This window comes from Kitasatospora purpeofusca (genome assembly GCF_034043715.1).
Taxonomy (GTDB): Bacteria; Actinomycetota; Actinomycetes; order Streptomycetales; family Streptomycetaceae; genus Kitasatospora; species Kitasatospora purpeofusca_A.
In genome coordinates, this window is record NZ_JAXCLC010000013.1 from 53,236 (window position 1) to 66,010 (window position 12,775).

The window sequence follows — 12,775 nt, forward strand, 5'->3', positions numbered from 1 at the left end:
CCGGGGCCGGCTCCCACGACGATCAACCCGCGACGACGGACGGTCCGGCCGTCGGCTCCGCTGCCGACTGCTCCGGCACGGACCGCTCCGACGCGTCCTGCTCCGGCGCGTCCTGCTTCGGCCCGTCCGACTCCGGCGCGTCCCGCTCCGGCGCGAACAGCTCGGCCCAGGGCCCGGCGGCGTCGAGCACGACGGGCCGCTGACGCACCGCCCCGAGCGCGTCGAGCGCGGCGGCGAGGCGGTCGAGCGCCCGCTCCACGTCGGCGCGACCGCCCTCGTGCACCGCCTCGACGGTGAGCAGCAGTCGGCGTCGGCCGACGTCGGTCCTGATCACCTCGCTCTGCCGCCAGTTCCACCGCCGCGAGTGCGCGCGGTCCTGGGCGTCCGCGTAGACGACCTCGCCCGGCTCCGGGTGCTCCGGTGCGTCCGGCGCGCCCAGCGGCAGGTAGGTCTCGCCGCCGTGGGCCAGCCGGACGGCCAGCTCCCCGGTGATGTCGCCGACGTCGCAGGAGGCGACCGGCAGCCGGCTGTCGAGCGAGACGGCGTTGCAGAGGTTGACCAGGGCGTTGATCCGCGGCAGCCGGTCGCCCTTGGCCACCCGACGCAGCACCGACTCCGCCGCGCAGGGGAAGCGATTGGGGTTGACGTCGACGCTGCGGTACGCGTCCCGCCAGGCGGCGATCGAGGGCAGGGCGGAGACCTCCGCCTTGCCCAGGGAGAGCCCGTGGACGGCGTCCTCGGCGGCGGTGAGGAGGTCGTCGGCCTCCGCCGCGGCCGCCGCGACGTCGACCACCGGGACGGCGATCAGTCCGAGGACGTAGCCGGGCACCCGCGCCAGAAGGCTTTCGTCGACGATGACCTTCAGGGCGCTGGTCCGGTCCATGAGGTGAGTCCTTCGCGTCCGAGCTGGGTTGATGACCTGACCGACGATAGGGAGCCGGGCCGCGTCCGACTGCGGCCAATTCCCGGACATCTGTTGGTGCCACTTCCGTCCACTCGGCCACCCGACGGCGCCCGGTCGACGGCCCTGCCGCTCCCGCGACGGGTCCCGGGCCCCTCACGCGTTCCCGCGCGGCGGTTGCCTGTGCGGAAGGAGTCCATCAAATGTGACAATGCTCGGTCCATACCACTTCACCCTCTGCACAGGAGGCCACTTGGCCTGGCACCTGGCCCTCGAGGTCGATCGCGGCTCCCGCGTCCCACTGGCCCTGCAAGTGCGTGACTCGGTACGCCGCCTGGTCGAGGACGGGACCCTCCGCGCCGGAACGCGATTACCCTCCAGCCGCCAGCTCGCCGCCGATCTGGGCGTCTCGCGCAGTGTGGTGGTGGAGGCGTACGAACAACTCACCGCCGAGGGCTACCTCGTGACCCGGCGCGGCTCGGGCACCTCGGTCGCCGAGGACGGCGGCGGCCTGGCCCCGGTGTCCTCCGCCCTCACCGCCGCTGCCGCCACCTCCGTCTCCGCCCCGGTGGACGGCGACGGCGGCGAGGCCTCCTGGGACCTGCGGACCGGCACCTCCAACCTGCTCGCCTTCCCGCGCCAGGAGTGGATCCGCTGCGTCACCGCCGCGCTGGGCGCCGCCGGCCACCGCGAACTCAGCTACTCCCCGCCCGCCGGGGTCCCGTTGACCCGTCACATCCTGGCGGGCTACCTCGGCCGGGTCCGCGGGGTGCGCACCCGCTCCGAGGACCTCATGATCACCTCGGGCTTCGCCCAGGGCCTCGCCCTGCTCTGCCGCGTCCTCGGCGACCGGGGCCACCGGACGCTGGCCGTGGAGGATCCGGGGCACCCCGGCGAACGGGAGTTCATCGCGAGCGCCCGGATCCGGCCGGTCGGCATCCCGGTCGACGCCGAGGGCATCCGCGTCGACCTGCTCGAACAGTCCGGCGCCCGCGCCGTCCTGACCACCCCCGGCCACCAGTTCCCCACCGGCGCCTGCCTGAGCCGGGCCCGCCGGGAACAGCTGATCTCCTGGGCCCGGGCGGTCGACGGCTACGTCATCGAGGACGACTACGACAACGCCTACCGGAGCCGCTCCGGCCAGCCGTCGGCCCTGCAGAGCCTGGCGCCGGACCGGGTCGTCTACGCGGGCAGCGCCAGCAAGGTCCTCGCCCCCGCGCTGCGGCTGGGCTGGCTCGCCGCGCCGTCCGAGCTGATGGCCTCGCTGGAGCATGTGCGCGCGGGCTGGGACATCGGCTGCTCGGGCCTGGAACAGCTCGCCTTCGCCCGCTTCATCGACACCGGCGGGCTCGACCGCCACCAGCGGCGCCTGCGCGCGGAGTTCGCCGGCCGCCGGGAGGTCGTCCGGCGGGAGGCGGCCCGGCAGCTGCCCGGCACCCGGGTACTCGGCGGGGACGGCGGCCTTCAGGCCTACCTCGAACTGCCGCCCGCCGTGGACGAGGACGCCCTGATCCGCGCCGCCCGCGGCCGCTCGGTGCTGATCCGCGGCGGGCGCTTCCACACCCTCACCGACACCGGCCGGCCACCGGCGCTGGTCCTCAGTTATGCCACGGTCGGGTGCGAGGGACTGGCCCGCGGGATCGCCGAACTCGGCGTCGCCTACCGGCGGTTGCTGCCGGGGGCGGCGGCGGGGGACGCACCGTAGCCGCCGGTGCCGGGACAGCAGCCGGTGCCCGGCCTGCGGGGGCAGGCCGGGCACCGGGGGCCGTGAGAGGCGCTCGGACGTTCAAGCCCTCAGTTGTTCGAGCGCTCGGACGTTCAGGCCCTCAGACGTTCAGCCGCTCGGGAACGGGCTCCCGGTCCGGCGCCACCGCCTCCGCCCCGGCGGACCCATGGCGCGGGGTGGGCCGCAGCGGCCACCAGAGGCCCCGGCCGAGCAGCGCGGCCAGCGCCGGGACCAGGACCAGGGAGAGCACGAGCGCCGAGAGCAGGATGCCGAGCGTCATCGCGAAGGCGACCTGCTCGCTGCCCGGAGTGGTGGCGAGGGTGGCGAAGGAGCCGGCCAGGACCAGGCCCGCCGTGGCGATGGCGGGCGTGGTGTGGCGGACGGCGCGGGCCACGGCGCCGCGGACCGGACCGGGCCGCTGCATCTCCTCCCGGATCCGGTCGGTGATCAGGATGTTGTAGTCCGTACCCAGCGCCACCACGAACAGGAACAGCACCAGCGGCAGGGTGAAGCTGACGCCGGGCTTGTCCAGCAGGTGCTGGAACAGCAGGGTCGCGGCGCCCAGGGTGGCGGCGAAGCCGAGCCCGACCGCGAGCATCAGCACCAGCGGGGCCAGCAGGCTGCGCAGGAGCAGCAGCAGGATCAGGGCGATCAGGGCAGCCGCGACCGGGAAGACCACGGCCAGGTCGTGGTCGACGGCGACCGAGATGTCCGCGAAGATCGCCGCCGTGCCGCCCACATGGGCGTTCGTACCGGCCGGGGTGTTCGCGGCGACGGCGGCGCGGACCGGGCCGGAGACCAGCTCGCGGGCCTTCGCGCTCTGCGGGTCGGCCGTCAGGTAGAGGTCGATCCGGGCGGCGCGGCCGTCCGGGCTCAGCACGGTGCCGCCGACCTGGCCGACCCCCTCGACCCGGCCGAGGGCGCGGGAGAGGCCGTCCAGCTTGCCCGGGGCCACGGCGCCGCCGTCGGCGGCGGTGACGTAGACGCCGGTCGGGTCGGACACTCCGGCCGGCAGCGCGCGGGAGATCTCGGTGGCGGTGGCCGCGGCCGCCGTCCCGGAGCTTCCACCCTGGCCGTAGTCCATCCGGATCCCGACCGTCCCGGCGGCCAGGGCGCCGAGCAGCGCCACGGAGGCGAACAGCATCGCGGCCGGCCGGCGGGCGACGAGCGCGCCGAAGCGGGCCGCGACGCCCTCGCGGGGCTGCCGGCGCAGGCTGCGGGACGGCCAGAACATCCGGCGGCCGCAGGCGGCGAGCAGGGCCGGCATCAGGGTGAGGCTGCCCAGCAGCATCACCAGGACGGCGACCGCGATGGCCGGGCCGAGCGAGCGGAACTGGCCGAAGCTGGCGACGCCCAGGGTCGCGAAGGCGGCCACGATGGTCAGCGCGGCGGAGGTGATCGCCGTACCGACCCGGCCGGCCACCTCGGCGGCGGCCTCCCGGGCGGGCTGCTCGGGCCGGGCCCGCAGGTGCTCGCGGAACCGGAAGAGCAGGAACAGCAGGTAGTCGATCCCGATGCCCAGCAGCACCACGGAGATCAGGCCCGGGGTGGAGGCGTCCAGCTTGAGCCCGGTCAGCGACGCGGCGCCGGCCACGGCCCCGCCGGCCGCACCGCTGATCACGGCGACGGCGAGCAGCGGCAGCAGGGCGGCCAGCACACTGCGGAACACCAGCACATTGAGCAGCACGATCAGGCCCATCACCAGGGCGCCGCCGATCGTGGTGGCGGTCCGGTTGTCGTCGGCCGAGTCGGCGGCCTCCGCCAGGCCGCCGGTGAAGCCGGTACGCATCCCGGCCTCGGTGAACTGCGCGCGGGTCGCGTCCCGGAAGGCCCGGAAGACCTTCTGGACCCCGTCGTCCGAGGCGTTGCCGGTCAGTTCGGCGGCCAGCAGCTCGAAGCTCCGGTCGGGGGCGACCACCGCCGGGGCGACCTTGGGGGTCTGGGAGCGGTCGGGCACCAGGAAGGCCGGCTGGTCCTTCTCCCTGGGCATCTCCACCCGGCGCTGGGCGAGCTTCGCCGCCTCGGCCTCGATCCGCTTCTCGTCGGCGGGGGTGAGGGCCTTGCCGTCGGTCCGGGCCACCAGCACGGTCACCGTGGTGGCGTCCGGGTCGATCCCGAAGTTCTTCTCGGCGATCCGCAGGGCCGCCGCCGAGTCGTAGCTCGCGGGCAGGAAGTCGCCGCTCTGCGACTGGGTGACGCGGGAGATCAGCATCGGGCTCAGCATTGCCAGCCCCATGCCCAGCACCGCCCACAGGGCGATGACCTTCCACGCGTTCCTGGTCGAGAAACGGGTCAGTGCGCGGATCACGCTGCCCTCCGGTGGCTGAACGTCGGCTTCGGAACCGGGGGTTCCCGGCCTGTTCCCAGACCATCAGGCCGAGGGGGTGTCCGGCGTCGGGGCGACGGACGATCCGGGCCGGGGGTCCTGCTCCCCCGGCCCGTCCGGACCCGGGACCGTGGTCCTGGGCCCGGCCTCCGGCTCTCGGCCGCGGGGACCACGTCCGGCCCGGCGGGCCGGTGCCAGAATGGGGGCGTCATGGCTGACCAGCCCAGGAGGACCGAGATGGACGGGCGTCAGCGCCCCGGAGCGGGCCCGGCCGCCCCCGTAGCCCCGCCCGGCCCCGCGGATCCCCCCAGGCCCGCGGATCCCCCCGGGCCGCGGACCGGAACCCGGCTCCGGCTCGCGGGCGGCCGGGCGGACGGCACCCCGTGGAGCCACACCGACGCGCTGGTGGCCGTCGGCGCCGGCCTGCTCGACCTGGTGGCCTACCTGCTCTTCAGCCAGGTCGAGGGCACCCGCACCATCAGCGTGCCGGCCTTCCTCGTCCTCCTGCTGTCGGGGCTGCCCCTGCTCGTCCGGCGCCACCACCCGGTGCGGGCGCTCGCCGCCGTCCTGGTGCTGGAGACCCTGGCCAACGTGCTCGCGCCGATGGGCAGCCACTTCGGCGCCGTCCTCACGGTGACCGTGTACTCGGTCGCCCGGCACTGCAGCGGCCGTGTCACGGCCGCCGCCGGCGTGGCGACGGCGGCGGCGACGATGCTGAGCCAGAGCGGCATCGGCGCCCCCTCCTGGGGGGAGGCCATCGCCGCCACCGCCTCCACCGCGCTGGTGGCCGCCGGCGGCCTCGCGATCTCGCGCTGGCAGCGCGAGGTCGCGGCCAACCGCCAACTGCTGGCCGATCGCGCGGTGGCCGAGGAACGCCGCCGCATCGCCCGGGAGTTGCACGACATCGTGGCCCACCACATCACCACCATGCAGCTGATGGCGGGCGGCGCCCGGGCCAACCTCGCCCACCCGGAGGTGGTCCGGGAGGCCCTGGTCACCCTGGAGTCCTCCGGCCGGCTCGCCCTGCGCGAGATGCGCCAGCTGCTGAACGTCCTGCGGGCCGGCGACGAACCGGACGCCGCCCCGCCCTCGCCCCAGCCCGGGACGGAGGACCTCGACCGGCTGGTCGAGGAGTCCCGCCGGGCCGGACTGCCCACCGAGCTCAGCATCCACGGCGCCCCGCAGCCGCTGCCGCCGACCGTCGGCCTGACGGTGTTCCGGATCGTCCAGGAGGGCCTCACCAACGCCCGCAAGTACGCCGGACCGGCCCGCGCCTGCGTCCGGCTCGGCTACCGCCCGGACGGGATCACCGTCGAGGTGCGGGACGACGGCGCGGGCTTCGCGTCACCGGACACCGGGCCGGCCGCCGGGGAGCGGGGCGGGTACGGCCTGATCGGCATGCGCGAACGGGTCGCCCTGCACGGCGGCACGCTGCGGACCGGTCCCCGGCCGGAGGGCGGCTTCGCCGTCCTGGCCGAACTGCCGCTGGCCCCCGACGAGACCGCAGAGGCGGCCGTCCAGCACGGAAAGGTGACCTGATGACCACCACGACGCCCCCGATCCGGGTCCTCCTCGTGGACGACCAGCCGCTGGTGCGGCGCGGCCTGTCACTGATCCTCTCGCCGGACCCGTCCGTCGAGGTGGTGGGCGAGGCCGAGGACGGCGAACGGGCCGTCGCGCTCGCCCACCGGCTGCGCCCCGATGTCGTGGTGATGGACATCCGGATGCCCGTCCTGGACGGCGTCGGCGCCACCGAGGAACTGTCCCGCACCCTGCCCGACTGCAAGGTCCTCGCGCTCAGCACCTTCGACATGGACGAGTACGTGGTGGCCGCGCTGCGGGCCGGCGCCCACGGCTTCCTCCCCAAGGACGTCTCGCCGGAGGACCTCGGCGCGGCGATCCGCACCGTCCACGCCGGTGAGGCGGTGGTCGCGCCGCGCCTGCTCTCCCGGCTGATCTCCACCTACGTCCGGGCGCCCCTCGACACGCCGCCGCCGCCCGCCGCCGCCGTGACGGGCGAGCTCACCCCGCGCGAGGTGGAGGTCTGGCGGCTGATGGCCACCGGTCTCGACAACACCGGGATCGCCCGGTCCATGGACATCAGCCACTCCACGGTGAAGAACCACATCACCAGCATCTTCGGCAAGCTGGACGTCCGCGACCGCGCCCAGGCGGTCATCGCCGCCTACGAATCCGGCCTGATCACCGCCCGCACGGGGGGCGGCGACCAGGCCGGGGCGAGCCTCTAGGACCCGTCGGTCACTCGACGCCGAGCGCCCGGCCCCGCGTCGCCCCGCCGAGGATCACCGGGTCCCGGGCGAGGTCGGCGAGGAGGGCGTCCAGCTTGGAGCGGTCGACCGAGGGCATCAGGAAGACGTGCACATAGCCGCGCAGGCCGGCCGGGTCGCCGGGGGTGGTCGAGACGTTCTCGGAGGAGAGCGACCACTTGGCCACCAGCGCGGGGCTGGGCTTGCGGAAGCGCACGGTGATCGCGCCCGGGGTGCGGGCGGGCCAGAGTTCGGCGCCGGTCTCCTGCTCGAGTTCGCGGAGCCGGCGTTCCAGGTACCCGGCCAGCTCCTGGGAGCGGCGGATCCGGTCGACCTGGTCGCGGTAGGAGAGCCGGGACAGGTGGTCCCACAGCACCAGCGGCGAGAATCCGTTGCGGGAGCCGGCGAAGGTGCTGTCCGGGGCGCCGATGTACTCGGGCTGGGTCGGCGGTTCGAGCTGGTACTTGGTCTTCGTCATGAAGACGCCGCACGGCCACGGCACACCGGCCCACTTGTGCCCGCTCATCGCGATCGACGCGACCATGTCGACCTCCCTGGCCTCCCCCGACTCGCCCGTCTCGTCCGCCTCCCCGGCCTGCCGGGTGGGCAGGGTGAGGCCGAAGTCGAACTCCGGCAGCTCGGCCTCCGGCGTCCAGCCGAACGCCGGGTCCGCCGCGGCCATCCGCAGGAACGGCGCGTAGCCGGCGCCGAGCGCGCCGTCCACGTGGATCCAGAAGCCCCGGCGGGCGTCGTCCCCGGCGCGGGGCAGCAGCCCGTGCCGCTCGAAGACCGGCAGCAGCCGCTCGCACGCGCCCCGGACGTCGTCGTGGGCGCCCTTGAAGGTGCTGCCGAGGTTGAAGTTGACGAAGACCGGGTGCCCCTTCGCCGCGAAGAACTCCACCAGGACGGCGAGCGCGTCGGCGTCGACGGCCCCGGAGCCGTCCCAGGAGTGGCCGGACGGGCCCGGCATCGAGGGCACCTCGGCGGGCCAGTCCCCGCCGAGCGGGCACTCACCGGGGTAGTCCGCCGCGCCCACGGCGGCGAAGGTGTCGACGCCGAGTACCCGGACGGCCTTGGCGAAGGAGTAGTGGGTGTCCTCGGAGTAGAAGGCCACCGGCCGGGGCGCGCCCGGCCGGGTCAGGTAGTCGCGCGCGTTCCAGAGCGCGTACATGTTGCCCTCGGTCGAGCCCATCGACAGCATGTAGCCCCAGTAGGACTCCGGGTCGGCCGGGTCGTACGACGGTCCGGCGTGCCAGAGCCGCGCGTAGTAGTCGAGCACCGCGCGTTCGACGACCTTGGTGTTCGGCTTGTAGCCGCCGCTCTGGAACGGGTCGCCGAGGTTGTTGATGTTGCTGAGCATGAAGCGGGCGAGGTCGAGCGCGCTGCCCGCGAGCTCCTGGGTGGCCTGGTAGCCGACCAGGTGCCGGCGCTTCCGGGTGAGGTAGCCGTCCATCCGGTCGAGCGCGCGCAGCCGCTCGCCGTCGGTGAGCCCCTCGGCGGGTATCGCGAAGTCCCCGCGCTCCGGCTCCGCGTCGAGGTCGACGATGTCCGCGGTGCCGACGGTGTCCACGGTGTTGATGACCATGTCCACGGGCCCGGCGGCGGCGAGGGCCTGGGCCGGGAGCGGTAGGCCGGGGGCGGGGGCGGTCGTGGGGCTCATGGACGCGGCACTCCGGGTTCGCTGGGCGGGGGTCGGCCGGAGCCGCTCACCCGTCAGGATGGAACTTCTTCACACCCTGGCGAAAGTCTTCCGAACAAGATTCGAGATTGACCGGTTCTGTCTTGCCAATCTGCGGCCGGGTCGGCGACCCTGGGCGACGTGCCGAATTTTCCGCAGGCCCACCGGGCGCCCGTCGACGACGTCGACCGCGCGATTCTGCGCGTTCTCGCCGAGAACGCCCGCACGCCGAACAACGCGCTCGCCGAGGCTGTGGGCATCGCCCCCTCGACCTGCCTGGCCCGGGTGCGCGCCCTGCGCGAACGCGGCATCATCCGCGCCTTCCGGACCGAGATCGACCCGGCGGCGATCGGACTGCCGCTGCAGGCGATGATCTCGGTCCGGCTGCGGGCCCACACCCGCGAGCAGAACGAGAGCTTCCGCGGCTCCGCGCCCGAACTGCCCGGTGTCCTGGCGGTGTTCCACATGGCCGGGTCCGACGACTACCTGCTGCACGTGGGCGTGGCCGGGCCGGAGGAACTGCGCGACTTCGTCGTGGACCACCTCACCACCCACCCGGCGGTGGCGCAGACCCGGACCAACCTGATCTTCGAGCAGATACCCGGCCGCCGGTACCTCACGAACGACTGACGACGACCAGCCCCCGCCTCCCGCTCCCGGAGCCCCGTCGCAGGCCGGGGCCCGCCCTCACCGCCCGTCGGTGTACAGCGACTGGACGGCGGCGTACCCGGGGATGCCGCCGGAGTCGGAGTCGGCGGCGGCCCGGGCACCGTCGCGGACGGCGAGGGCGGTCGAGACGGCCGCCGCGAGGGCGGTCCGGTAGAGCAGCGAGCCGAGACTGACCCGGGCGACCCCGAGGGCCGCGAGTTCGGCCAGCGCGGGGCCGGTCGGCGAGTAGAGGACGTTCAGTGGGGCGGTCACGGTGCCGCAGATCCGCGCGACGGCGGCCGGGTCGGTCAGCCCGGGGACGAACAGGCCGTCCGCGCCCGCCCGTTCGTAGGCGGCGAGCCGGCGGTCGGTCTCCCCGGCGGGATCCGGCACGCCGAGCCAGTGGGTGTCGGTGCGGGCGTTGACGAACAGCGCCGGCACCGCGGCCTTGATCGCCGCGATCTTGGCGGTGTGCACGGTCACGGGGGTGAGCGTGCCGTCCGGGCGGCCGTCCTCGAGGTTGATGCCGGCCACCCCCGCCTCGGCCAACTCGACGGCCAGAGCGGCGACTTCGGACGGGTCGTCGCTGAACCCGTTCTCCACGTCGACGGAGAGCAGGTAGCGCCCGGACCGGCCGAGGCGCCGGGCCAGCCGGAGCGTCTCGCCCCGGGTGGCGGCGGCGCCGTCGGGCAGCCCGGCCGCCGCCGCGACGCCGAGGCTGGTGGTGCCGATCGCGGCGAAGCCCTGCTCCGCGAGGACGGCGGCGGAGGCGTGGTCCCAGGCGTTGGGGAGCAGCAGCGGCTCACCCGGGCGGCGGTGGAGGGCGGCGAACGGGGTGTCGAGCGGGGTGTCGAACGGGGCGGTGCTCATCGGAGGGTCCTCTCGTACGAACGGGGGTCGGACCGGGTCCGCAGCGGCTCGGCGTCGGAAGCGGTGGCCCCGGGCTCACGCCCCACGCTAGGACCGGAACGTTTCGGTGCCCGCCGAACCGTCCCCGGGGCACCATGGACCCATGTCCCTCGCCCGACTGGCCGCCCTGCTCGCCGATCCCACCCGAGCCGGGTTCTGCACGGCCCTGCTCGACGGCCGCGCCTGGACCGCCGGCGAACTCGCCCGCCACGCGGGAGTGGCACCGTCCACCGCCAGCGAGCACCTCTCCCGGCTGATCGACGGCGGCCTGCTGGCCGAGGAGCGGCAGGGCCGGCACCGCTACGTCCGGCTGGCCGGACCGGAGGTCGCCACGCTGATCGAGGACCTGTCCTCCTTCACGCCACCGACCGGAACGCCGGGCGGACCGCCGGCCGGACCGCCGGGCGGCGGCTCCCCCGCCCCGCGCTCCCTGCGCGAGAGCACCCGGCTGAGCGCCGAGGCCCGCGCCCGGACCTGCTACGACCACCTCGCCGGCCGGCTGGGCGTGACGGTCGGCGACGCCGTCCTCGCCCGCGGCCTGGTGACGGAGGAGGACGGCCCGGCCCTGACCGCCCGCGGCCGGGCGTGGCTGACCGACCTGGGCGCGGAGCTGCCACCCCGGGCCGGACGCGCCGGCGCCCGCCCGGTGGTCCGCACCTGCCTGGACTGGACGGAGCGGCGCAACCACCTGGGCGGGGCCTTCGGCGCGCTGCTCTGCCGGACGGCGCTGGACCGGAGCTGGGTGGAGCGGATCGGCTCCGGCCGCGCCCTGCGGGTCACGCCGGACGGCGAGCGGGCCCTGCGCGAGCTGCTCGGCGTGGAACTCCTGCCCGCCTGACCCGGCCCCGCTGAGCCGGTAGGCCCTCTGCCCGGCCGGCGCCCCTCAGCCCATCGTCCTCGCCCCGTCCAGCGACTCCCGGATGATGTCGGCATGCCCGGCGTGCTGCGCGGTCTCGGCGATGACGTGCAGCAGCACCCGCCGCACCGACCAGGCGGCACCGGGCTCGAACCACGGCGCGGAGGGCAGCGGATGCGCCAGGTCCAGATCCGGCAGGCTCGCCACCAGCGCGTCCGTCGCGGCGGCCACCTGCTCGTACCCGGCGAGCAGTCCGGCCAGGGTCTCCCCCTCGGCCATCCTGAACTGCCCTTCCCAGTCGAGCGGTTCGGACGCCATCGCGTCCGCGCCGCCGACCGCGAACCGCATCCAGCCCGCCTCCGTCGCGGCCACGTGCTTGATCAGCCCGCCCAGGCACAGCTCGCTGGCCGTGGTGCGCCGGGCCGCCTGCTCGTCGGTGAGGTCGCGGACCGTGAAGCGCAGGAACCCCCGGTGCTTGTCGAGGGTCTGCAGCAGGTCCACTCGCTCACCGCCGAGCCCGGTCGCTCCCGCCGCTCGTGCCGCTCCCGCCGCTCCCGCCGGCTGCGGCGCGCTCACTCCGCCACCATGACCGGCATGTCGCCGGCCGTCCGGCCGAGGTCGATCACGCCGAACGCCGCGCCCTGCGGGTCTCCGACCGCCGCGAACCGGCCGAACGGGCTGTCCATCGGGCCGAAGTACAGCTTCCCGCCCAGGCCGGTGACCTTCGCGACGGTGGCGTCGCAGTCGTCCACGGCGAAGTACACGCTGAGGTAGTTCGGCGCCTCGGGCGGCAGGTCGGTCGGTCCCGCCAGCATCCGGCCGAGCACCGGCTGCTCCCGGACGTGGAAGATCTTGTAGTCCACCTGCTCCGAGTCCATCCGCTTCACGGTGTAGGGGAAGACGGCGGGGAAGAAGCGGTCGGCGGCGGTCTCGTCGCGGGTGATGACCTCGGCCCAGGTGTACGCGCCCGAGGCACCCTGCTTCTCGAAGCCCTCGTGGGTACCGGCCTGCCAGACGCCGAAGACGACCCCGGCCGGGTCCCTGGCGATCACCATCGAGCCGAACTCGCCGACCGCCATCGGACCCATCAGGACCTCGCCACCCGCGCCGCGGATCTTCTCGGCGGTGGTGGCGGCGTCCGGCGAGGCGAGGTAGAGGCACCAGGCGGACACCGCAGTCCCGTCCTGGCCGGGCATCGGCGGGACGATCGCCGCGACCGCCTTGCCGTCGGAGTAGGCCTGGGTGTAGTTGCCGTACTCGGAGGAGGACTCACCGAAGGTCCAGCCGAGTACGTCGCCGTAGAAGGCTTTCGCGCCCTCCAGGTCGGTGAACATCGCATCGGCCCAGCAGGGCGTTCCCTCGGGTAGCACGGGCATGGCAAAGCCTCTCGTGTGGCGTTCTGTCCCGATTCGCCACCCTAGCCAGTACCCTGCCGGCTCGCGCGCCAGGAGCCGGCGGCCCGCC

At 74.8% G+C, this 12,775-nt stretch carries 11 protein-coding genes; 5 read left to right on the top strand and 6 right to left on the bottom strand.

What is annotated here, in order from left to right; translation table 11 throughout:
• Nucleotides 1–22: 22 nt before the first annotated feature.
• Nucleotides 23–883 carry a B3/4 domain-containing protein gene (locus SM793_RS09655; protein WP_320437664.1) on the bottom strand — a complete coding sequence of 287 codons (861 nt, stop codon included), beginning with the start codon at nucleotides 881–883 and terminating at the stop codon, nucleotides 23–25.
• Nucleotides 884–1,154: 271 nt separating this feature from the next.
• Here SM793_RS09655 and SM793_RS09660 point away from each other — a divergent pair, with 271 nt between their 5' ends.
• Nucleotides 1,155–2,606 carry a PLP-dependent aminotransferase family protein gene (locus tag SM793_RS09660; RefSeq protein ID WP_320437665.1) on the top strand — a complete coding sequence of 484 codons (1,452 nt, stop codon included), beginning with the start codon at nucleotides 1,155–1,157 and terminating at the stop codon, nucleotides 2,604–2,606.
• 121 nt (nucleotides 2,607–2,727) lie between these two features.
• Here SM793_RS09660 and SM793_RS09665 read toward each other — a convergent pair whose 3' ends face one another.
• Nucleotides 2,728–4,935 (bottom strand): MMPL family transporter, encoded by a 2,208-nt coding sequence (locus SM793_RS09665; protein WP_320437666.1) that lies wholly within the window; start codon nucleotides 4,933–4,935, stop codon nucleotides 2,728–2,730.
• 255 nt (nucleotides 4,936–5,190) lie between these two features.
• On the opposite strand from SM793_RS09665, the gene SM793_RS09670 reads away from it, so the two are divergent.
• Together SM793_RS09670 and SM793_RS09675 are read left to right on the top strand one after the other, a co-directional pair.
• Complete coding sequence (locus SM793_RS09670; protein WP_320437667.1) at nucleotides 5,191–6,492, top strand: sensor histidine kinase; 1,302 nt, start codon at nucleotides 5,191–5,193, stop codon at nucleotides 6,490–6,492.
• Complete coding sequence (locus tag SM793_RS09675) at nucleotides 6,492–7,202, top strand: response regulator transcription factor (RefSeq protein ID WP_320437668.1); 711 nt, start codon at nucleotides 6,492–6,494, stop codon at nucleotides 7,200–7,202. The genes SM793_RS09670 and SM793_RS09675 overlap by 1 nt, the downstream gene beginning before the upstream one ends.
• A gap of 10 nt (nucleotides 7,203–7,212) precedes the next feature.
• On the opposite strand, the gene SM793_RS09680 is transcribed toward SM793_RS09675, so the two are convergent.
• Entirely contained in the window at nucleotides 7,213–8,880 is a 1,668-nt protein-coding gene (locus tag SM793_RS09680) for a histidine decarboxylase (protein ID WP_320437669.1), read from the bottom strand.
• A 159-nt stretch (nucleotides 8,881–9,039) separates the two neighbouring features.
• Between SM793_RS09680 and SM793_RS09685 the strand changes: the two genes are divergently transcribed.
• Nucleotides 9,040–9,528, top strand: a complete 489-nt coding sequence (locus SM793_RS09685) for an Lrp/AsnC family transcriptional regulator (protein ID WP_320437670.1) — start codon at nucleotides 9,040–9,042, stop codon at nucleotides 9,526–9,528.
• 57 nt (nucleotides 9,529–9,585) lie between these two features.
• Here the strand turns inward: SM793_RS09685 and SM793_RS09690 are convergent, their stop codons facing one another.
• Nucleotides 9,586–10,416 (bottom strand): isocitrate lyase/phosphoenolpyruvate mutase family protein, encoded by an 831-nt coding sequence (locus SM793_RS09690; RefSeq protein ID WP_320437671.1) that lies wholly within the window; start codon nucleotides 10,414–10,416, stop codon nucleotides 9,586–9,588.
• 142 nt (nucleotides 10,417–10,558) lie between these two features.
• Between SM793_RS09690 and SM793_RS09695 the strand changes: the two genes are divergently transcribed.
• On the top strand, nucleotides 10,559–11,293 hold the full coding sequence (locus SM793_RS09695) for a winged helix-turn-helix domain-containing protein (RefSeq protein WP_320437672.1): 735 nt from the start codon (nucleotides 10,559–10,561) through the stop codon (nucleotides 11,291–11,293).
• 45 nt (nucleotides 11,294–11,338) lie between these two features.
• Here the strand turns inward: SM793_RS09695 and SM793_RS09700 are convergent, their stop codons facing one another.
• Complete coding sequence (locus SM793_RS09700; RefSeq protein ID WP_413815907.1) at nucleotides 11,339–11,887, bottom strand: DinB family protein; 549 nt, start codon at nucleotides 11,885–11,887, stop codon at nucleotides 11,339–11,341.
• Entirely contained in the window at nucleotides 11,884–12,687 is an 804-nt protein-coding gene (locus tag SM793_RS09705; protein WP_320437673.1) for a VOC family protein, read from the bottom strand. The genes SM793_RS09700 and SM793_RS09705 overlap by 4 nt, the downstream gene beginning before the upstream one ends.
• Nucleotides 12,688–12,775 lie beyond the last annotated feature (88 nt).

Coding starts and splice junctions, on each gene's coding strand:
- SM793_RS09690 (WP_320437671.1), bottom strand. CDS start 10,416: ATGAGCACCGCCCCGTTCGACACCCCGCTCGACACCCCGTTCGCCGCC.
- SM793_RS09675 (WP_320437668.1), top strand. CDS start 6,492: ATGACCACCACGACGCCCCCGATCCGGGTCCTCCTCGTGGACGACCAG.
- SM793_RS09670 (WP_320437667.1), top strand. CDS start 5,191: ATGGACGGGCGTCAGCGCCCCGGAGCGGGCCCGGCCGCCCCCGTAGCC.
- SM793_RS09680 (WP_320437669.1), bottom strand. CDS start 8,880: ATGAGCCCCACGACCGCCCCCGCCCCCGGCCTACCGCTCCCGGCCCAG.
- SM793_RS09695 (WP_320437672.1), top strand. CDS start 10,559: ATGTCCCTCGCCCGACTGGCCGCCCTGCTCGCCGATCCCACCCGAGCC.
- SM793_RS09705 (WP_320437673.1), bottom strand. CDS start 12,687: ATGCCCGTGCTACCCGAGGGAACGCCCTGCTGGGCCGATGCGATGTTC.
- SM793_RS09655 (WP_320437664.1), bottom strand. CDS start 883: ATGGACCGGACCAGCGCCCTGAAGGTCATCGTCGACGAAAGCCTTCTG.